Annotated in this window: 16 protein-coding genes and 1 pseudogene; 11 read left to right on the top strand and 6 right to left on the bottom strand. The window is 54.3% G+C overall.

Going from position 1 to position 19,810, the window contains the following annotated elements:
- Positions 1-223 precede the first annotated feature (223 nt).
- Positions 224-775, bottom strand: coding sequence for an NAD(P)H nitroreductase (locus AC4PCC_RS09840; RefSeq protein ID WP_492127252.1), 552 nt, complete (start codon positions 773-775; stop codon positions 224-226).
- Positions 776-967: 192 nt separating this feature from the next.
- Here AC4PCC_RS09840 and sppA point away from each other — a divergent pair, with 192 nt between their 5' ends.
- From sppA to pncA, 3 genes are all read left to right on the top strand, one after another.
- A complete protein-coding gene (gene sppA / locus AC4PCC_RS09835; protein ID WP_492127251.1) occupies positions 968-2,824 on the top strand; it encodes a signal peptide peptidase SppA in 1,857 nt (618 codons plus the stop codon).
- An 82-nt stretch (positions 2,825-2,906) separates the two neighbouring features.
- Positions 2,907-3,926, top strand: coding sequence for an asparaginase (gene ansA, locus AC4PCC_RS09830; protein ID WP_345827710.1), 1,020 nt, complete (start codon positions 2,907-2,909; stop codon positions 3,924-3,926).
- A gap of 9 nt (positions 3,927-3,935) precedes the next feature.
- Positions 3,936-4,580 (top strand): bifunctional nicotinamidase/pyrazinamidase, encoded by a 645-nt coding sequence (pncA, locus tag AC4PCC_RS09825; RefSeq protein WP_492127250.1) that lies wholly within the window; start codon positions 3,936-3,938, stop codon positions 4,578-4,580.
- Positions 4,581-4,648: 68 nt separating this feature from the next.
- On the opposite strand, the gene AC4PCC_RS09820 is transcribed toward pncA, so the two are convergent.
- Together AC4PCC_RS09820 and msrB are read right to left on the bottom strand one after the other, a co-directional pair.
- The gene (locus tag AC4PCC_RS09820) at positions 4,649-4,927 is read right to left on the bottom strand and encodes a YeaC family protein (RefSeq protein WP_492127249.1); all 279 of its coding nucleotides are present in this window, start codon (positions 4,925-4,927) and stop codon (positions 4,649-4,651) included.
- Between the two features lie 5 nt (positions 4,928-4,932).
- Positions 4,933-5,337 carry a peptide-methionine (R)-S-oxide reductase MsrB gene (gene msrB / locus AC4PCC_RS09815; RefSeq protein ID WP_067701359.1) on the bottom strand — a complete coding sequence of 135 codons (405 nt, stop codon included), beginning with the start codon at positions 5,335-5,337 and terminating at the stop codon, positions 4,933-4,935.
- Between the two features lie 338 nt (positions 5,338-5,675).
- Here msrB and gapA point away from each other — a divergent pair, with 338 nt between their 5' ends.
- Positions 5,676-6,671 (top strand): glyceraldehyde-3-phosphate dehydrogenase, encoded by a 996-nt coding sequence (gene gapA, locus AC4PCC_RS09810; protein WP_345827716.1) that lies wholly within the window; start codon positions 5,676-5,678, stop codon positions 6,669-6,671.
- A 67-nt stretch (positions 6,672-6,738) separates the two neighbouring features.
- Positions 6,739-7,617 (top strand): D-hexose-6-phosphate mutarotase, encoded by an 879-nt coding sequence (locus AC4PCC_RS09805; protein ID WP_492127248.1) that lies wholly within the window; start codon positions 6,739-6,741, stop codon positions 7,615-7,617.
- Positions 7,618-7,735: 118 nt separating this feature from the next.
- On the opposite strand, the gene AC4PCC_RS09800 is transcribed toward AC4PCC_RS09805, so the two are convergent.
- Positions 7,736-8,587 carry an aldo/keto reductase gene (locus AC4PCC_RS09800; RefSeq protein ID WP_492127247.1) on the bottom strand — a complete coding sequence of 284 codons (852 nt, stop codon included), beginning with the start codon at positions 8,585-8,587 and terminating at the stop codon, positions 7,736-7,738.
- Positions 8,588-8,666: 79 nt separating this feature from the next.
- Positions 8,667-9,416 (bottom strand): MipA/OmpV family protein, encoded by a 750-nt coding sequence (locus AC4PCC_RS09795; protein WP_492127246.1) that lies wholly within the window; start codon positions 9,414-9,416, stop codon positions 8,667-8,669.
- Positions 9,417-9,852: 436 nt separating this feature from the next.
- Here AC4PCC_RS09795 and yeaG point away from each other — a divergent pair, with 436 nt between their 5' ends.
- The 6 genes and pseudogenes from yeaG to AC4PCC_RS09765 all read left to right on the top strand — a co-directional run bounded on the left by yeaG (position 9,853) and on the right by AC4PCC_RS09765 (position 18,715).
- On the top strand, positions 9,853-11,787 hold the full coding sequence (gene yeaG, locus AC4PCC_RS09790) for a protein kinase YeaG (protein ID WP_067701343.1): 1,935 nt from the start codon (positions 9,853-9,855) through the stop codon (positions 11,785-11,787).
- A 67-nt stretch (positions 11,788-11,854) separates the two neighbouring features.
- Positions 11,855-13,132, top strand: coding sequence for a YeaH/YhbH family protein (locus AC4PCC_RS09785; protein ID WP_492127245.1), 1,278 nt, complete (start codon positions 11,855-11,857; stop codon positions 13,130-13,132).
- 334 nt (positions 13,133-13,466) lie between these two features.
- Positions 13,467-15,086, top strand: a pseudogene (locus AC4PCC_RS09780) (potassium/proton antiporter); the annotation flags it as partial.
- Between the two features lie 139 nt (positions 15,087-15,225).
- Complete coding sequence (locus AC4PCC_RS09775) at positions 15,226-15,459, top strand: DUF1480 family protein (protein ID WP_067701334.1); 234 nt, start codon at positions 15,226-15,228, stop codon at positions 15,457-15,459.
- A 396-nt stretch (positions 15,460-15,855) separates the two neighbouring features.
- A complete protein-coding gene (wbaP, locus tag AC4PCC_RS09770; RefSeq protein WP_492127244.1) occupies positions 15,856-17,322 on the top strand; it encodes an undecaprenyl-phosphate galactose phosphotransferase WbaP in 1,467 nt (488 codons plus the stop codon).
- A 202-nt stretch (positions 17,323-17,524) separates the two neighbouring features.
- The gene (locus AC4PCC_RS09765; RefSeq protein WP_067701328.1) at positions 17,525-18,715 is read left to right on the top strand and encodes a multidrug effflux MFS transporter; all 1,191 of its coding nucleotides are present in this window, start codon (positions 17,525-17,527) and stop codon (positions 18,713-18,715) included.
- A 2-nt stretch (positions 18,716-18,717) separates the two neighbouring features.
- On the opposite strand, the gene dadX is transcribed toward AC4PCC_RS09765, so the two are convergent.
- Positions 18,718-19,788 carry a catabolic alanine racemase DadX gene (gene dadX / locus AC4PCC_RS09760; protein WP_492127243.1) on the bottom strand — a complete coding sequence of 357 codons (1,071 nt, stop codon included), beginning with the start codon at positions 19,786-19,788 and terminating at the stop codon, positions 18,718-18,720.
- Positions 19,789-19,810: the final 22 nt, after the last annotated feature.

Here is a 19,810-nt window from a genome sequence, read left to right as displayed (position 1 = left end):
AACGCCCGGCGTACAGCGGCATCAGTTCACCCGGTGTCGCCAGAATACTGTGGCGTACACCTCAACTGACCCGCGACGCGGGCGCGGGTATCATGGTCCGCAATGGTAACCTGTCAGGCTAAGCGTGGTAAGTCCGGGCGCATAATTGCCGCTCCGTTTGCTTATTATCGCGACAAATTGCAGGGCGGGTCACAAGCCTGCGGGGATTGTGACCCGCTGTCACTCAGAAATAACTGACAAATGGCGCGGTGTTGGGCGGAAGAACGGTAGTGGAAGATTTGAGCTGGGGCGTACCAAGGTACAGAAAACCCACCAGGCTATCCTGCTCGCGGCACCCAAACGCCTCGCGCACCGCCTGATGCTCAGTCCAGGCACCGGTACGCCAGACGCCGTTAAACCCCTGCGCCAGCGCAGCCATCTGCATTGCCATCACCGCACAGCCTGCGGAAACCACCTGCTCCCAGCGCGGGACCTTCGGATGATCTTCGCATCGCGCTACAACGGTGATGATCATCGGCGCGCGAAACGGAGACTGTTTTGCCTTTTCAATGGCCTTTAAATCCATATCATCCTGACGGGCCGTCGTTTCCAGCAGCTGGCTGAAGCGTTCGCGTCCTGCGCCTTCGATAATGCTAAAGCGCCACGGCTGGAGCGTGCCGTGGTCGGGCGCGCGCATACCGGCACGAAGGATATTCTCCAGGGCTTCCCCCGCAGGCGCCGGTTCACTGAGCCGCGAGGCAGAACGACGGTTAACCACTAAATCCAGCGCATCCATAAATTTCTCCTGATAATGATTCTGATTTAGCAGAAACTAGCACAGGATGATGATTTGTTACAGCATGGCGCTTTTTCCTGCTGACAATAGCGCCCTGGCTAATTAGGATGTCACCATCCTGCTCCGGTTTCGCCGTTAGTGCGTTTTTGCACCCGGTGAAACGGGCTTTTTTACCGCGATTATGGAGATAATATGCGCACTTTGTGGCGAGCAATCGCTGGTTTTTTTAAATGGACATGGCGACTGCTGAATTTCGTCCGTGAGTTCATTCTTAATCTGTTTCTGGTGGTATTGATTCTGATCTGTATTGGAATTTATGTTCAGTTCAGCCGCCCTGCCACACCCGAACAATCTCCGAAAGGCGCACTGATTGTTGATCTTAGCGGCACGGTGGTCGATAAGCCCTCCGTCAGCAATAAGCTCAGCAAACTTGGTCGCCAGCTGCTGGGTACCAATAGCAACCGCCTGAAGGAGAATTCGCTGTTTGACGTAGTGGATGCCATCCGCCAGGCGAAAGGTGATGCCAATATTACTGGTATGGTGCTCGATCTGCGCGATTTCGCCGGTGCCGATCAGCCCTCGCTTCAGTATATGGGTAAGGCCCTGCGCGAATTTCGCGACAGCGGTAAACAGATTTACGCCACGGGTGACAGCTACAGTCAGGCACAGTACTACCTTGCCAGCTTTGCCAATAAAATTTATCTCTCCCCGCAGGGTACGGTGGATATCCACGGTTTTGCCACTAACGGACTCTACTATAAGACACTGCTGGATAAGCTGAAGGTCTCTTCACACGTCTTCCGCGTGGGGACCTACAAGTCGGCGGTTGAGCCGTTCCTGCGTGATGATATGTCTCCGGCAGCGCGCGAGGCGGACAGCCGCTGGATGGGCGAGCTGTGGCAAAACTATCTCAATACCCTGGCGGCCAACCGTCAGATCACCCCGGATCAGGTTTTCCCGGGTGCGCAGGGCCTGCTCGATGCACTACAGAAAACCGGCGGCGACACGGCTGAATACGCCAAAAATGCCCGGCTGGTGGATGAGTTAGCCTCGCGGTCGGCGGTTGATCAGCAGCTGACGAAAGTTTTCGGCTGGGATAAAGAAGCAAAAGATTTCAACGGTACCAGCATCTACGACTATCAGGTCAAAGATAAGCAGTCAGCCGACGGCAATATCGCGGTGATTATGGCTAACGGTGCGATCATGGATGGCGACGAGACGGCGGGCAACGTGGGGGGTGATACCACCGCGATGGAAATTCGTCAGGCACGTCTGGATCCGAAGATTAAAGCCATTGTATTTCGCGTTAACAGTCCCGGCGGCAGCGTAACGGCCTCCGAAACCATTCGCGAAGAGCTGGCGGCGGCGAAAGCCGCAGGTAAACCGGTGGTCGTCTCCATGGGCGGCCTGGCGGCATCGGGCGGCTACTGGGTCTCCACCCCGGCCAACTACATCATTGCCAGCCCGAATACCCTGACCGGCTCGATTGGGATTTTCGGCGTGATTAATACCGTCGAAAACTCACTCGGTGCGATCGGCGTTCATACGGATGGCGTGTCTACCTCGCCGCTGGCCGATGTGGCCACCACCAGGGCGCTCCCGCCTGAAGTTCAGCAGATGATGCAGCTGAGCATTGAGAACGGTTATAAAAACTTCCTCAATCTGGTGGCACAGGCCCGTAATAAAACGCCGGAGCAGATCGACCAGATCGCGCAGGGTCACGTCTGGACAGGCAGCGATGCTAAAGCAAACGGACTGGTTGACGCGCTGGGCGACTTTGACGATGCCGTTGCCAAAGCGACCGAGCTGGCTAAGCTGAAACAGCCCCAGCTAAACTGGTATCAGGACGATCCGGGCATGCTTGATATGCTGTTCAGTCAGATGGATGTCTCAATTCGCGCCGCGCTGCCTGACGTCCTGAAGGTGTGGCTGCCCGCGCCGGTTATGGACACCATGGCGGCAATGAGAAATCAGCCCGGCCTGTTTGATAATCTTAACGATCCGCAAAATCGCTATGCCATCTGCCTGACCTGTGGTCAGGTGAAATAACCCGGCGGCAGCCCGGCATCATGTCGGGCTGCTTTTACCCCTATTCCTGTCATGCGCCTGTACGACAGGCCAGAGCTTAAACATGCAAAAGAAATCTATCTACGTGGCCTATACGGGTGGAACCATAGGCATGCAGCGTTCTTCCCAGGGCTATATTCCGGTGTCGGGGCATCTGCAGACCCAGCTGGCAAATATGCCCGAGTTTCATCGCGCCGAAATGCCTGACTTTACCATCCATGAGTATCAGCCACTGATTGACTCATCGGATATGACCCCGCAGGACTGGCAGATTATCGCCGATGATATTCGTCAGAACTACCATCGCTATGACGGTTTTGTGATCCTGCACGGCACCGATACCATGGCCTTCACCGCGTCGGCGCTCTCATTTATGCTGGAAAATCTCGCCAAGCCGGTAATTGTGACAGGGTCACAGATTCCGCTTGAGGAACTCCGCTCCGACGGACAGCAGAATCTGTTGAATGCACTCTTTGTGGCGGCGAACTTCCCGATAAATGAAGTCTCTCTGTTTTTTAACAATACGCTTTATCGCGGTAACCGCACGACCAAGGCACACGCCGACGGTTTCAATGCGTTCGCCTCACCCAATCTGGCCCCGCTGCTTGAAGCCGGGATTCATATCCGCCGTCTGAACACCCCGCCTGCTCCCCACGGCGAGGGTGAGCTGATCGTGCATCCGATTACCCCGCAGCCGGTTGGCGTGGTGACGATATATCCCGGTATCTCAGCCGATGTGGTCAGTAATTTTCTCCTGCAGCCGGTAAAGGCGCTGATTCTGCGCTCCTACGGGGTAGGTAATGCCCCCCAAAACCCTGCCTTCCTGAAGGAGCTTAAAGAGGCTTCCTCGCGCGGGATAGTGGTTATCAATCTGACTCAGTGTATGTCCGGTAAGGTCAATATGGGCGGTTATGCCACCGGCAACGCGCTCGCGCTTGCAGGGGTGATCAGCGGTTACGATCTGACCGTCGAGGCGACGCTAACCAAGCTCCATTTTTTACTGTCGCAGGGTCTTTCGAGCGACAGGGTACGTCAGCTGATGCAGGTTAATCTGCGCGGCGAACTGACGCCAGACGAGAAATAAGGAACCATAATGAAAACGCAGCAGGCACTGTTACTGATTGATTTACAAAATGACTTTTGTCCCGGTGGCGCACTGGCTGTCGACGAAGGTGATGCGGTTATTGCCGTAGCAAATCAGGTTGCGATGCGTTTTCATCAGCGTGGTCAGCCGGTGGTCGCCACGCTCGACTGGCACCCGCATCACCACGGCAGCTTTGCCTCAAATGCCGGAGAAGAGCCCTGGACCATGGGGGAGCTGGATGGGCTGCCCCAGGTCTGGTGGCCCGATCACTGCGTTCAGGGGAGTAAGGGGGCAGAGCTGCACCCTAAGCTTAATCGCAGCGTGCTCGTCAAGCAGATCTATAAGGGAACGGATCCCCGCACAGATAGCTACAGCGCCTTTTTTGACAATGGCCAGCGCAGCCAGACCGGCCTGGACAGCTGGTTAAAATCGCAGGGGGTGACGGCGCTAACGGTGATGGGCCTGGCGACCGATTACTGCGTGAAATATAGCGTGCTGGACGCGCTAAGGCTGGGCTATCGCGTCAGCGTGATTGTCGCAGGGTGTCGGGGTGTGAATCTGGAAGCGGGTGACGGTGAGCGGGCGCTGGCGGAAATGGCGGCCAGCGGCGCGCTGCTTATCAATGCTGAGGGGGCGGAAGGAACGCTCAGGTAAAACCTGCTGCCGGGATTTAACCGGGGATCGTGGCGTGAACCAGCGACAATTATTCCTCCAGGAATAATTTATTGCAGCTTAATGCGGGTGACGTTGTCATCCACAATGCCAAACGCTTCCTTAAGCTCTCTTTTGCTTTTTGTCACCATCTCGCCACCCTTGCCAATGCTCATATGCTGCGGCTGCTCATTATATTTCGCCTGCCATATCATCACCAGCTGCAGGCTGTTCTCTTTCTGCGCGTCAGTCAGCGCGACGCCGTCGGCCCATTTACCCGTTTCAACGGCGGTCAGCAGACGCTGGTAAACATCCGGCGTCATGGCATTAATCATCTCATCCAACACCATTGCCGCTATCCTTTAATGTTGTTGCCTTCTTCGTCAGAAAAGCTTAACGAAGCGGAATTGACGCAGTAGCGCTCGCCCGTAGGCTGAGGACCATCCGGAAATACGTGCCCCAGGTGGGCATCACAGCTGCCGCAGCGAATTTCGATACGCTGCATACCGTGAGTGTCATCTTCAATATAACGAATAGCATCATCGCTGACGGGCTGGTAAAAACTGGGCCAGCCGCAGCCGGAGTCGTACTTGGTTTCCGACAGGAACAGCGGCGAATTGCACACGAGGCAGTGATACAGCCCTTCGCCTTTGTTATGCAGCAGCTTGCCGGTAAAGGGTCTCTCGGTACCGCGCTCTTGGGTCACATAACGCTGTACTTCGTTCAAATCGGTTTCTGGGTTCAGATGTTTGTTAGCCATATCGATACTCTCTGGCGGTGTGTTCTGGATAATGTCTATCATTCTAACAAATACATAACAACGTCTGGGGATTTTTTCGCTTACAGAGATATCTGAAAGTAAAAGCAGACGATTATGTGATTCAGATCACCCTTTGATACCCCTGCCCCTTTATATTCGTGCAGGAAGGCCCAAGATTAGGTTCTAACGGGTGCCGCGAATCATGCTTTCAGATAAATTATTCCTGCTCGCTGGTTTGATTTGTCGCAACAATTGAAGCGATTCCGCTTGACGCCTGGTAAGGTTTTTGTAATTTTACAGCCAACCTTTTATTCACTAACCAATAGCTGGTGGAATATATGACTATCAAAGTAGGTATCAATGGTTTTGGCCGTATCGGTCGCATCGTTTTCCGTGCTGCTCAGCAGCGTTCTGATGTAGAAATCGTTGCAATCAACGATCTGCTGGACGCCGAGTACATGGCTTACATGCTGAAGTACGACTCTACCCATGGCCGTTTCGACGGTACTGTAGAAGTCAAAGACGGCCATCTGGTTGTTAACGGCAAAACCATTCGTGTTACCGCTGAAAGAGATCCAGCTAACCTGAAATGGGGCGAAATCGGCGTTGACGTTGTTGCTGAAGCAACCGGTATCTTCCTGACCGACGAAACCGCACGTAAGCACATTCAGGCTGGCGCGAAGAAAGTCGTACTGACCGGTCCTTCTAAAGACAACACCCCAATGTTCGTTATGGGCGTGAACCACAAGTCTTACGACGGCCAGGACATCGTTTCTAACGCATCCTGCACCACTAACTGCCTGGCACCGCTGGCAAAAGTGATCAACGACAAGTTCGGCATCGTTGAAGCACTGATGACCACCGTGCATGCGACTACTGCTACGCAGAAAACCGTTGATGGCCCGTCTCACAAAGACTGGCGTGGCGGTCGTGGCGCATCTCAGAACATCATCCCTTCTTCTACCGGCGCAGCGAAAGCCGTAGGTAAAGTGATCCCTGAGCTGAACGGCAAACTGACCGGTATGTCTTTCCGCGTCCCTACGCCAAACGTCTCCGTGGTTGACCTGACTGCACGTCTGGCTAAGCCTGCCTCTTACAAAGAAATTTGTGATGCAATCAAAGCGGCTTCCGAAGGCGAACTGAAAGGCGTTCTGGGCTACACCGAAGATGACGTGGTTTCTACTGATTTCAACGGCGAAGTTCTGACTTCTGTATTTGATGCCAAAGCAGGTATCGCCCTGAGCGACACCTTCGTCAAACTGGTTGCCTGGTATGACAACGAAACGGGCTATTCAAACAAAGTTCTGGACCTGATCTCTCACATTGCTAAATAAGCAGTTGAAAGACTAATGAGGGCGACTCCGGTCGCCCTTTTTTTATCGGTTTGAAAAAGGTTTCCTCATGAGCGAAAAACTCTTTTCCCTGGCGGTTACTGACCAGATCACCCCCTATATTTCGCAGAGAAAAATGGGCGACCTGCCCCTTTTAACCATCGTTCATCCAAAAGTCAGGGCAGCCATCACCTTACAGGGCGCGCATCTGATCGCCTGGCAGCCTGGTGGTGAAAAGCCCGTTATCTGGCTGAGCGAGAAGACAGCCTTTTCCGCAGGGAAAGCCATACGGGGCGGCGTGCCTGTCTGCTGGCCGTGGTTTGGTCCGGCAGGTGAACCCGCTCATGGCTTTGCCCGTACTCTGCCCTGGACGCTCTCAGCACACGATGAGAATGAAGAGAGCGTGATGCTGACCTTCGTGCTGGAAAGTGACGAGCGCACAAAAAAGCTCTGGCCGCATGATTTCACCCTGATTGCGCGCTTCCGCTTCAGGGATCGCCTTGAAATCGAACTGGAGGCGCACGGAGACTTTGAGGCAACGGCCGCACTGCACAGCTACTTTAACGTTGCCGACATCGCCGGTGTTGAAGTGAGCGGGTTGGGCCACCCCTATATTGATAAGGTCAGTGACGGGGCTGAGGGAAACTCTGCATCCGGCAGGCAAACCTATCCCGATCGGGTCGATCGCGTGTATACCCAACCTGAAGACTGTAGCGTTATCACCGATACTGTCGGTCAGCGTACCATCGAAGTGTACCACCATCATCACAGTGACGTTGTCACGTGGAACCCTGGCCCTGCGCTGTCATGCAGCATGGGAGACATGGCCAATGAGGGTTATAAAACGATGGTGTGCGTGGAAACGGCGCGTATTTCATCCGCAATGAAGAGTTCGGGCGAGAGCCCCTCCCGGCTGGCTACCACCATTAAAGTGCGTAAAAACGCCTGACGATACGCAGTGAGGCGGTAAAAAAGTTACCGCCTGACCAGGCTTTAATCCCTTACTGCCTTACCTTGCACCCGATCGGGTTTGAATGCCGCCAGGCGCGACCCTGCACTGGCCTGGCTTAGACGACGTCGAGCGCGACCTTCCCGACGGGCGGTGGAAAGGCCTGGTCCATCAGCGCCAGCTCCTCACTGTTCAGCACCACCTTCAACGCAGCCGCATTCTCGTCAACGTGTTGCACCGATCCTGCTTTGGGAATAGCCATGACGCCCTGCTGGCGAATAACCCAGGCCAGCAGCAGCTGGGCTACACTGATGCGCTTTTGCCGGGCAATGTCCGCCAGCACGCCGTTATTCATCAAATCGTGACGCAGACGCCCCGCCTGCGCCAGCGGGCAGTAGGCCATCACCGGAATGCCACGCTGCTGGCACGCAGGCAGAAGGTCGTACTCAATTCCGCGCGAGGCCAGGTGGTAAAGCACCTGGTTAGCCGCACAGCCCGCTCCCCCTTCTTGCGTCAGCAGGTCCTGTAGATCACTCTTGTCGAAATTGGATACGCCCCAGTGCCGGATTTTACCCGCCTGCTGGAGTTGCTGCATGGCGGTGATGGTTTCCTCAAGCGGGATGCTGCCCGGCCAGTGAAGAAGATAGAGGTCGAGATAATCCGTTTTCAGCCGACGCAGGCTACGATCGCAGGCTTCAATGGCACTCCCGGCCCCGGCATTCCAGGGGTAAACTTTTGAGACCAGCCAGGCCTTGTCCCTTCTTCCCTGCAATGCTTCGCCGACCACTTCCTCTGCCCCGCCGTCTGCGTACATTTCAGCCGTGTCGATTACGCTCAGACCCAGTTCGAGTCCGTGCTGCAGGGCAGCGACCTCAGATTTACGCTGGCCACTATTTTCCCCCATATACCAGCTTCCCTGGCCGATGGAAGGCAGGGTTATCTCTTTTGAAAAGTTTACGGATGAGCTCATGCATTCCTCCTGCACTCTTTTGGGGTGACTATCATGCAAAAGGGCGCAGAGCGCCCTTTTTTGATGCGAGAACTGGCGATCAGAACGTGTAGCTAACGCCCGTCCACAGCATGACCTGGGCGTTATTGTCGACCATTGGGCTGTCTTTTACTTCGCTGCTCAGGCGGGTATAGCGGCCTGAAAGCGATGCGTTCCAGCTCTGATTAATCGCATATGCGGCGGTCAGCTCCAGATAGGGGCTCCAGCTATCGTCGGCGTCATAGCTGCTAAGTCCGCTGCGACGCGACTCGCGTTTGGAGACGCCATAGTAGTAGTCATTTTGATTTTCACTGCTGTACAGCGCACCAATACCCGGCGTCAGGCTTAGATCGCCAATCTGGAAGCGATAAAGATAGGCCAGATCCCAGATAATGCCATTACTGTTATCCAGCAGATCGCCCGCGACCACGGTGCGTACGATGCCCCAGTCACTGGTGTGACGGTACGCAAGCCCGCCCATCGCAGTCATATGGCGGTTATCCAGTTTTTTCAGCTGCTTATTATTGGTGTCGCTGGTTTTGAAATTCTCCGGTGAACCCAGTACGGTCAGCGACAGCTGATCCTGTTTGTCATTCCAAAGATAGTACCCGGCCTGAAAGCTGCGAACGTAGAAGCTGTCACCTTCATAATTGATGATCGGTAAAGGGTAATAGCGGTTCTGCCCTCCTTTATACGGGCTCTGACTATAGATGACGGAAGCACCGAGAGTTAAAGGATTGGCCTGAGCAAGGGATGCTGCCAGAGATGAGGATAAAATGACTGCCACAGCGCTAACTTTGAAATAGTTCACAATTAATTCGTTCCATAAATATAACAATCGAGTACGGTAGTTTAACAATCTCTGCCGCGTAAGTTAAAATCCTAATACAACCTGTAGCACTCAGAATCAATTTTTGCCAGGAATCAGCAGGAATCAATTGCAGAGGCTTATTTACAAATTCCCGACAGACCGCACCAGTTCAGGTTGTCGCTAAGTTGCATTATAACTTTGTTATTGAAATATCATTGAAAAGCTTTGCGGTATCAGGACATTTTTCGAATGCCAACTACGCTTTAATAGATGACGCTAAGTTTTAATGAGCAGAGTGACCCCAGGATTTGTGTATCCCGATAAAAAAATGTCTGGTTGGCATAAGGGTTGCTGTACTCATTCATCAGTTCCTTCAGGGGCTAACCACACTTAGGCTCCTGGTTCCTGTGCTAAAAATGAAAGGACGGGCATCGCTATGAATATATTCGATCACTATCGTCAGCGTTATGAAGCTGCCAAGGACGAAGAGTTCACTCTGCAGGAGTTCCTGACCGTTTGTCGGCAGGATCGCAGTGCATACGCCAACGCGGCAGAACGACTGTTAATGGCTATTGGTGAGCCAGTAATGGTGGATACTGCCCTGGAGCCACGCCTTTCCCGCCTGTTTTCTAACCGTGTCGTTGCGCGCTATCCCGCTTTTGAAGAATTTTATGGCATGGAAGAAGCGATTGAACAGATCGTCTCTTACCTGAAGCATGCCGCGCAGGGGCTGGAAGAGAAGAAACAGATCCTCTATCTGCTGGGTCCGGTAGGCGGCGGGAAATCCTCCCTGGCCGAGCGGCTTAAGTCGCTAATGCAGCGCGTGCCTATCTATGTGCTAAGCGCCGATGGCGAAAGAAGCCCGGTTAACGACCATCCACTCTGCCTGTTCAATCCGCAGGAGGACGCCCATATTCTTGAGAAAGAATACGGCGTCCCGCGCCGCTATCTCGGCACCATTATGTCTCCGTGGGCGGCGAAGCGCCTGCACGAATTCGGCGGCGACATCTCCCGCTTCAGAGTCGTTAAGGTCTGGCCTTCTATCCTTGAACAGCTGGCCATTGCGAAAACCGAGCCGGGTGATGAAAACAATCAGGATATCTCGGCGCTGGTCGGTAAAGTGGATATCCGTAAGCTGGAGAACCATGCGCAGAACGACCCTGATGCTTATGGTTATTCCGGTGCGCTCTGTCGGGCAAACCAGGGGATTATGGAGTTCGTCGAGATGTTTAAAGCGCCGATCAAGGTGCTGCATCCCCTGCTGACGGCCACCCAGGAGGGCAACTATAACGGCACCGAGGGTATCTCGGCCCTGCCATTCAACGGTATCATTCTTGCGCACTCGAATGAGTCAGAGTGGGTGACCTTCCGTAATAACAAGAATAATGAAGCCTTCCTTGACCGCGTTTACATCGTTAAAGTGCCGTACTGCCTGCGCGTCTCTGAAGAGATCAAAATTTATGACAAGCTGCTTAACCACAGTGAGCTGAGCCATGCTCCCTGCGCGCCCGGCACGCTGGAGACGCTGGCCAGATTCAGTATCCTGTCGCGCCTGAAAGAGCCGGAGAACTCCAGCACGCACTCTAAAATGCGGGTTTATGATGGGGAAAGCCTGAAGGATACCGATCCTAAAGCTAAATCCTATCAGGAGTACCGTGACTACGCGGGCGTCGACGAAGGCATGAACGGTCTCTCGACCCGTTTCGCCTTTAAGATCCTCTCGCGCGTGTTTAACTTTGACCACGCAGAAGTGGCGGCTAACCCGGTACATCTTTTCTACGTGCTGGAACAGCAGATAGAACGTGAACAGTTTCCGCAGGATGTTGCCGAGAAATACCTCGAGCACCTGAAAGGCTATCTGATCCCGAAATATGCTGAGTTTATCGGTAAGGAGATCCAGACAGCTTATCTGGAATCCTATTCTGAATATGGTCAAAATATTTTTGATCGTTACGTGACCTATGCAGACTTCTGGATTCAGGACCAGGAATACCGCGATCCGGATACCGGGCAGCTGTTTGACCGCGAGTCATTAAACGCTGAACTGGAGAAAATCGAGAAACCCGCCGGGATCAGTAATCCAAAAGATTTCCGCAACGAGATTGTTAACTTTGTCCTGCGCGCCCGCGCGCACAATAGTGGCCGGAATCCAAACTGGACCAGCTATGAAAAACTCCGCACGGTTATTGAGAAAAAAATGTTCTCCAATACCGAGGAGCTGCTGCCGGTCATCTCCTTTAATGCCAAAACGTCCACGGATGAGCAGAAAAAACATGACGACTTTGTCGACCGAATGATGGAAAAAGGCTATACCCGCAAGCAGGTTCGCCTGCTGTGCGAATGGTATTTGCGGGTCAGAAAATCGTCCTGATAGTAGCAGAGTGCATTAATCGGGCCGGAATCATCCGGCCCAGCTTGCAACATTGTTTGGGGGAGCTATGGCCTATTTTATCGATCGGCGTCTTAACGGCAAAAATAAGAGCGCGGTGAATCGCCAGCGCTTTTTACGCCGCTACAAGTCGCAAATCAAACAGTCGATCTCCGAGGCCATTAATAAGCGTTCGGTAACCGACGTTGATAGCGGCGAATCCGTTTCCATTCCCGTGGGTGATATCAACGAACCTATTTTCCATCAGGGCCGGGGCGGGCAGCGTCATCGCGTGCACCCTGGTAACGATCACTTTGTGCAGAATGACCGCGTTGAGCGCCCGCAGGGGGGCGGTGGCGGTGGCAGCGGTCAGGGCAAGGCGGGTCAGGATGGTGAGGGCGAGGACGACTTTGTTTTCAATATTTCAAAGGATGAGTACCTCGACCTGCTGTTTGAAGATTTGGCCCTGCCGAATCTGAAGAAAAATCAGCATCGCCAGCTCAACGAGTACAAGGTTCATCGTGCGGGCTATACGTCCAACGGTGTACCCGCCAATATCAGCGTCGTGCGCTCGCTGCAAAACTCGCTGGCGCGCCGTACGGCCATGACCGCCGGTAAGCGTCGCATGCTCGGCGAGCTTGAAGCCAGTCTGGAGCTGATTGAGAATGCTGAACCTGCTCAGCTGCTGGAAGAGGAGCGCCTGCGCAATGAGATTGCCGAACTGCGCGCGCGTATTAAGCGGGTGCCTTTTATTGACACCTTCGATCTCCGCTTTAAGAATTTCGAGAAGCGTCCGGAACCTTCCAGCCAGGCGGTGATGTTCTGCCTGATGGATGTCTCCGGTTCAATGGATCAGGCGACGAAGGATATGGCCAAGCGCTTTTATATTCTGCTCTATCTGTTCCTGAGCCGTACCTATAAAAACGTGGACGTGGTCTATATACGGCATCATACCCAGGCTAAAGAGGTTGATGAACAGGAGTTCTTCTACTCACAGGAAACCGGGGGCACCATCGTTTCCAGCGCGCTGAAGATGATGGATGAGGTGGTGAAAGAGCGCTACGATCCGGCGCAGTGGAACATTTACGCCGCGCAGGCATCGGATGGTGACAACTGGGCAGACGATTCACCCCTGTGCCATGAAATCCTGGCCAAAAACATTTTGCCTGTCGTGCGCTACTACAGTTATATCGAGATAACCCGACGGGCGCACCAAACCCTGTGGCGCGAATACGAGCAGCTCCAGGCCCGATTTGATAACTTCGCCATTCAGCATATTCGTGAACCTGAGGATATTTACCCGGTATTTCGGGAGCTTTTCCACAAACAGGCGGAAGAAAACTACTAAATTCAGTCCTGATCTTTCCAGCCAGTACCGGTTTACTGGCTGTTCACTCTCCCCACATGACAGTATCGGCAGCAAAAATCGTCCTCCTGGCGCTTTTTTTTGTCCAATTCCGTAAATACAACACTAATCATACGCACTCAGCGTCATTTGTAATGGCAAAATGTATGCTATTTTATCCTTCTCTGTAGTTTCCGCTTTTTTCAATCGGCGGACCCTCAGAAATTTTGACAGCTGGAGTCGTTTTACAACACACTGTTAAAACACATCTTTACCCACACAGGAGAATTGCCTTTTGGAAGCCAGCGCTATCTACAGTCTGTTTATTATTGGTTCCGTGCTGGTCGCCGCAAGCATTTTGCTGAGTTCGTTTTCGTCAAAGCTTGGCATTCCCATTCTGGTCATTTTCCTTGCGCTCGGCATGCTGGCGGGCGTTGATGGAATCGGCGGCATTGCCTTTGACAATTACCCCGCAGCTTATCTGATCAGTAATCTGGCGCTGGCGGTCATCCTGCTGGATGGCGGCATGCGCACCCAGGCCAGCTCATTCAAAGTTGCACTTGGCCCCGCGCTCTCGCTGGCAACGGTCGGCGTGCTGATTACCGCTGGCCTGACCGGTATGGCTGCCGCCTGGCTGTTTAATCTGAATATGATTGAAGGCTTTCTGGTCGGTGCCATTATCGGTTCGACGGATGCCGCCGCCGTTTTCTCCCTGCTGGGCGGAAAAGGGCTGAACGAGCGCGTCAGCGCCACGCTGGAAATCGAGTCCGGCAGCAATGATCCCATGGCCGTGTTTCTGACTATCACGCTTATCGAGATGATACAGCAGGGGCAAACCGGGCTGAGCTGGATGTTTGTGGTCCATCTGATCCAGCAGTTTGGGCTGGGCATCGTACTGGGACTGGGCGGCGGCTGGGCGCTGCAACAGCTGATCAACCGAGTGTCGCTGGCAAGCGGCCTCTATCCGCTGTTAGCGGTCAGCGGCGGCATCCTGGTCTTCGCCCTGACGACCATGCTGGAAGGAAGCGGTATTCTTGCGGTCTATCTGTGCGGCTTTTTACTGGGCAACCGCCCTATCCGCAACCGTCACGGCATTTTGCAGACGTTTGATGGTATGGCCTGGCTGAGCCAGATTGGTATGTTCCTGGTGCTCGGCCTGCTGGTTAACCCTAAGGATCTGTGGAATATTGCGCTGCCGGCTATGCTGCTTTCGCTGTGGCTTATCCTGTTCGCCAGACCGCTTTCCATCTTTGTCGGGCTGCTGCCGTTCCGGGGCTTCACGACCCGTGAACGCTTTTTTATCAGCTGGGTCGGGCTGCGCGGTGCCGTACCTATTATTCTCGCCGTCTTCCCGATGATGGCGGGGCTGCCTCACGCCTCCCTGTTCTTTAATATCGCCTTCTTTGTGGTGCTGGTCTCCCTGATGGTTCAGGGCACGTCGCTGGGCTATGCGGCCCGGAAAGCCCGCGTGGTGGTGCCACCTACCGCCTCCCCCATTTCTCGCGTCGGTCTGGATATTCACCCTGAGAACCCCTGGGAACAATTTGTTTACCAGCTGGGGGCGGATAAATGGTGCGTGGGCGCTGCGCTGCGCGATCTGAAACTGCCGCGCGAAACGCGCATTGCCGCCCTGTTTCGCGACAATTTACTGCTGCACCCCACCAGCAGTACCCGGCTGAAAGAGGGCGATGTGCTCTGTGTGATCGGTCGCGAGCGCGATCTGCCTGCCCTGGGTAAACTTTTCAGTCAGTCGCCACCGGTTGCCCTGGACCAGCGCTTCTTCGGCGACTTTATTTTGCAGGCTGACGCCCGCCTTCAGGACATCGCTGAAATCTACGGGATTGAACTAACGGATGAAATCAATCTTCAGCAGTCACTGGGGCATCTGATAGCCGGTATGATTGGCGGCGCACCGGTGGTCGGCGATCAGGTCGAGTGGAAAAACATGATCTGGACCGTGGCTGAAAAAGAAGCCAATGAGATAAGCCGCGTGGGCGTCAGGGTGGCGGAAGATAAAGAATAGTCCTGATCCGATCCCTTTTGAGACGGATAGCGTCTACGCTTAAAGTTCGTTTCTGTCAAAAGGGAGGATTACCATGGGTCACGTCGTTAAAATTGGTCGCTATGAGATTGTTGATGCCGATATGGATACGGAAAATATTGATACGGTCAGCATTCCCTGCAACACCAACCCCGGTCTGAGCTACCAGCTGGATGGTTGGGACACTGAAACCAGCGTACCGGCCTGGATTGATGGCGAGCCGGTTGATCTTGCCATTTGTCACTATGACAAAGAAAACGACCGCTGGGTTTTAAAAAAGCCTGCCTGATTCTACCCGCCCCTTCACCGTAGCGGCTATTCGCTGCGGTGGATTTTTTAAAATCGGTCGTTAATTGTTATTTTAATGTCATAAGAAAAAGCGATAATAACCCGCCCGCGTTTCGTTTAAATAAATTCACCCCTGATTTACCGCGCCAGCAGTAGCATTTTTTTAGGAATTTCCCGTATTAACTAACGCAAATATCTGCTGCATACTCTCACTACTGTTTCAGGTTGAAACAGCGTGAAGATGTCTGCTGCCTTATTAAAACTGGTTTTAGCAGCAGCCGTTCGCAAGGATAAAATAGTTAATTTCAAGGTGTTAATTCCCGTATCATCGCCCCTGAACGCGTGCTTGTTCCTCGTCAGGTTACTGATTCCTCATGATGAATAGAGAGCAGCTATTATGGCTAGTACTCTGGTGCTTAATAACGGTCGTCGGGTTTTTAGCGGTACTCAAAAAAATATTATTGCTAAGGCGGCGCTCAGCCTTTCAGATTTAATTTCCATTAATCTGGCTTTGTTTTTAGCCGCTGCTACCGTGCAGGGTATTTGGGGTAATTTAGATCTATTCATTCCCCCTCAGCAGCTTGAAATTCGCTTTATTACCCAGCTGGTTATGTCGGTAGTGTGTATCGCGGGTTTCTGGATGCGTCTGCGCCATTATACCTACCGCAAACCCTTCTGGTTTGAGCTGAACGAAATCATTAAAATGCTGGTGGTATTCTCTCTCCTCGATCTGGCGCTGATCGCGTTCTCCAGATGGGACTTTTCCCGCACCCTGTGGAGCTTCACCTGGATTTACGCGCTGATACTGCTCCCCCTGCTGCGCGCGTGCGCCAAGAGAGCGCTCATCCACGCGGGTCAGTGGCAAAAACAGACTATTATCATCGGCTCCGGAAAAAATGCGCGGGAAGCCTATGCAGCCCTGCAAAGTGAGGAACTGCTGGGCTATGACGTTATCGCCTTTGTCGCCAGCCAGGGACACACCGGTGCTGAGAAGCTCAATGGCGTGCCGGTGATCACCGCTAAAGACATGGTCTGGGACCGGGTTGATTTGGAAAATACCCAGTTTGTGGTGGCAATGGAGTACGAACAGCAGGTGATGCGCGATGACTGGCTGAAACTACTGTCGAAAAAACGCTGCCGGTCAGTCTCGGTTATCCCTACCCTGCGCGGTGTGCCGCTCTATGGCACCGATATGTCCTACATCTTCAGCCATGAGGTGATTATTCTCCGGGTCAGTAATAATCTGGCTAAACGCTCGTCACGCTTCCTTAAGCGGACCTTTGATATCCTGGTCGCCTCGCTGCTACTGCTGTTTCTTGCGCCCGCTTTTGCGCTTATCTGCTGGATGGTTGGCCGTGATGGCGGCGCCCGCATTTACGGCCATGAACGCGTCGGTCAGCATGGTAAGAAGTTCAAATGCCTTAAGTTCCGCTCTATGGTCACTAACTCGAAAGACGTGCTTGATGCCCTGTTAGCGAGCAGTGAAGAAGCCCGGGCGGAGTGGGACAAAGACTTCAAGCTTAAAAATGATCCACGCATCACCAAAATCGGTGCCTTTCTGCGTAAAACCAGTCTGGACGAGCTGCCGCAGCTGTGGAATGTCATTCGCGGTGAAATGAGCCTGGTGGGACCACGCCCGGTGATCGAAGCAGAACTGGCGCGTTATGCGGGGGATGTGGACTATTACCTGATGGCTAAACCGGGCATGACCGGCATCTGGCAGGTAAGCGGCCGTAATGACGTTGATTATGACACCCGGGTTTACTTCGATTCCTGGTACGTAAAAAACTGGGCGCTGTGGACGGATGTGGCCATCATGTTCAAAACGGCAGGCGTTGTTTTACGGCGGGATGGTGCCTACTAAGCGGCACCGGCCACACAGGTTTAAGCCCGGCCTGCGCCAAACTGTTTATGCCGACCTTTGTCATTTAGCTCAGGTCGGCATGAGCCAAAGGGTTTAATGGGCCTCTGCCAGAGGATTAATATTTATCAGCCTCCCCCTTTCCTTTTCCTGTCGTAATCTCTACCCTGTGCGGCTGGCTTTCAAACGGATGTCGCCTCGTACGATGCAAAAATTCACCCTGATTCTTCTTAGCCTGGTCCTGCTGGCCCCGCTGGGTATCGATCTCTATTTACCCACCCTGCCTGATATTGCTCAGGGCCTGAACACGCCGGTGAGTACCCTGCAGACCACCATTCCCCTCTTTTTACTGGTCATGGGCCTCGGGCAGATTGTCGCCGGGCCGCTGGTCGACAACTTTGGCCGAAAGCCGATTGCCCTGATCGGTCTGCTGCTTTACCTGCTTGGCAGCATTCTGGCTGCCACCGCCGCCGGCTGGCCGCAGTTTCTCACCGCCCGTGTCGTGCAGGGCTGCGCAGTATGCTGTACGGCCGTGGTCGCGTTCAGCGGCGTGCGCGATCGCCTGGATGGCGATGATGCCGCCAAAGCCTATGGCTTTCTTAACGGGGCGCTGAATATTGTTCCGGCCCTGGCACCGATGCTTGGCGGCTTTCTGGCTGAATCTTTTGGCTGGCGCGCGCCTTTCTGGTTTTTAGCCTGCTATGCGCTGGCGGTGGGCGTGCTGGTGCTGTTCTTTCTGCCGGAGACCCGCCCCGCCGGCACGCTGCCGGTCAAAGGACTGCCGCTCAAACAATATGCTCAGATCCTGCGTCAGCCGCGCTTTTTGGCCTTTGCCTTCGCCAATGCCGGTGCGCTGGGAATGGTGCTTACCTATGTTTCTCTCGCCCCACAGGTGCTGATGAACGAGGGGAAACTTTCCGCGCTACAGTTCTCGGTCGCCTTTGGCGCTAATGGCTTCTGGATCATGCTGGTCAGCGTGCTGGTCAACAAGATGATCCGCAAAGTGGGCCGCCCGGTATGCCTGATGATCGGCAGCATGGCGATGGCACTCGGGGCACTTCTGCTGTTTGCCGGGGTCGCCCTTTTCCCCGCGGGTTGGCAAAGTCACTGGGCGCTCTATATGCTGCCGGTGGCCGTTGCGGTAGCCGGCCTCGCTTTCACCGTCGGCCCGGCCACCAGCTACGCGCTGGAGCCTTATCGGCAGCAGGCTGGCGTTGCCTCTGCGCTGGCGGGTTTTATTCAAATGGCGGGCGGTGCGAGCGGCGGCCTGTTGGTGATGGCGCTACCGATTGCTGAGAAATCCGCCCTCGGGGTGATGATGCTGGCAGGGGCGGTGCTAATCGCACTGGCGTGGATCTACAGTAAAAAAGTGCGCGGTACGCTGACCGCGCTGTAACTTCAGATAACCGTGACCGGCACGCGCGGCGCAAGTGCGCACATTAGCTCATAGCCTACCGTGCCGGCAGCATAAGCCACCTCATCAATTTTAACGTTGTTACCCCACAGTTCTACCCGACTGCCTATCCCCGCCTGCGGGCAGGGCGTCAGGTCCAGAGTCAGCATATCCATTGAGATGGCCCCCACCGTGTGGGTCATCACGCCGTCAACCCATACCGGTGTCCCGCTCGGTGCATGACGCGGATAGCCGTCCGCATAGCCGCAGGCCACCACGCCGATACGCTGTTCTCCAGCCGCACGATAGCGTGCGCCATAGCCCACGCCGTCGCCACTTTTTAACGTCTGAATGCCGATAATCTCACTGCTTAAGGTCATCGCAGGCCGCAGGCCGCTGCTGGCTATGTCATGCCACCGACCACTGGGAGAGGCGCCGTAAAGCACAATGCCCGGTCGCACCCAGTTAAAGTGCGTTTCGGGATGCCAGAGCGTGGCGGCGGAGTTCGCCAGCGAGCGGGGGCAGTCCAGCCCTTCCGCTGCCGCATTGATACGCCGCATCGGTTCGACTATCCCCTCGCGACTTTCCGCTTCGGCAAAATGCGCCATCAGCGTCAGCTCACCGACATTTTGCAGCGCCCGCAGCGACTGCCACGTCTGGTTGACCTGGCCGGGCTGAAAGCCGAGCCGGTTCATGCCGCTGTTCATCTTGAGGTAAATATCCAGCGGCGCTGACAGCCTCGCCTTCGCCAGCGCCTGAATCTGCCAGTTGCTGTGAATACTGGTGGTTAACCGGTAACGATCGAGGATCTCAAGCTCGCTGGCATGAAAGAACCCTTCCAGCAGCAGGATAGGTTTTTTCCAGCCACGCTCGCGCAGCAGAATCGCCTCATTAAGATCTAACAGGGCAAATCCATCTGTTTCGTTCAGACTTTCCCTGACGCGATCGATACCGTGTCCGTAAGCGTTGGCTTTCACCACCGACCAGAGACGGGCATGAGGGGCAGCCTGGCGGACAACCGCCAGGTTATGTCGCAGCGCGCTGGTGTCGATAGCGGCGACAATCGGACGAGACATAACTTCTCCTGAATCAGATACG

The sequence above is a fragment of the Erwinia sp. L03-1 genome (genome assembly GCF_058686115.1).
The sequence above is the reverse complement of the archived record's forward strand: the minus strand, read 5'-3'. Positions and strand labels throughout refer to the sequence as shown.

Bases quoted from the DNA above. Each gene is read 5' to 3' on its own strand.
- AC4PCC_RS09765 (WP_067701328.1), top strand. From the start codon at position 17,525: ATGCAAAAATTCACCCTGATTCTTCTTAGCCTGGTCCTGCTGGCCCCG.
- AC4PCC_RS09775 (WP_067701334.1), top strand. From the start codon at position 15,226: ATGGGTCACGTCGTTAAAATTGGTCGCTATGAGATTGTTGATGCCGAT.
- sppA (WP_492127251.1), top strand. From the start codon at position 968: ATGCGCACTTTGTGGCGAGCAATCGCTGGTTTTTTTAAATGGACATGG.
- msrB (WP_067701359.1), bottom strand. From the start codon at position 5,337: ATGGCTAACAAACATCTGAACCCAGAAACCGATTTGAACGAAGTACAG.
- AC4PCC_RS09840 (WP_492127252.1), bottom strand. From the start codon at position 775: ATGGATGCGCTGGATTTAGTGGTTAACCGTCGTTCTGCCTCGCGGCTC.
- AC4PCC_RS09805 (WP_492127248.1), top strand. From the start codon at position 6,739: ATGAGCGAAAAACTCTTTTCCCTGGCGGTTACTGACCAGATCACCCCC.
- AC4PCC_RS09820 (WP_492127249.1), bottom strand. From the start codon at position 4,927: ATGGTGTTGGATGAGATGATTAATGCCATGACGCCGGATGTTTACCAG.
- dadX (WP_492127243.1), bottom strand. From the start codon at position 19,788: ATGTCTCGTCCGATTGTCGCCGCTATCGACACCAGCGCGCTGCGACAT.
- AC4PCC_RS09800 (WP_492127247.1), bottom strand. From the start codon at position 8,587: ATGAGCTCATCCGTAAACTTTTCAAAAGAGATAACCCTGCCTTCCATC.
- gapA (WP_345827716.1), top strand. From the start codon at position 5,676: ATGACTATCAAAGTAGGTATCAATGGTTTTGGCCGTATCGGTCGCATC.
- yeaG (WP_067701343.1), top strand. From the start codon at position 9,853: ATGAATATATTCGATCACTATCGTCAGCGTTATGAAGCTGCCAAGGAC.
- wbaP (WP_492127244.1), top strand. From the start codon at position 15,856: ATGGCTAGTACTCTGGTGCTTAATAACGGTCGTCGGGTTTTTAGCGGT.
- AC4PCC_RS09785 (WP_492127245.1), top strand. From the start codon at position 11,855: ATGGCCTATTTTATCGATCGGCGTCTTAACGGCAAAAATAAGAGCGCG.
- pncA (WP_492127250.1), top strand. From the start codon at position 3,936: ATGAAAACGCAGCAGGCACTGTTACTGATTGATTTACAAAATGACTTT.
- ansA (WP_345827710.1), top strand. From the start codon at position 2,907: ATGCAAAAGAAATCTATCTACGTGGCCTATACGGGTGGAACCATAGGC.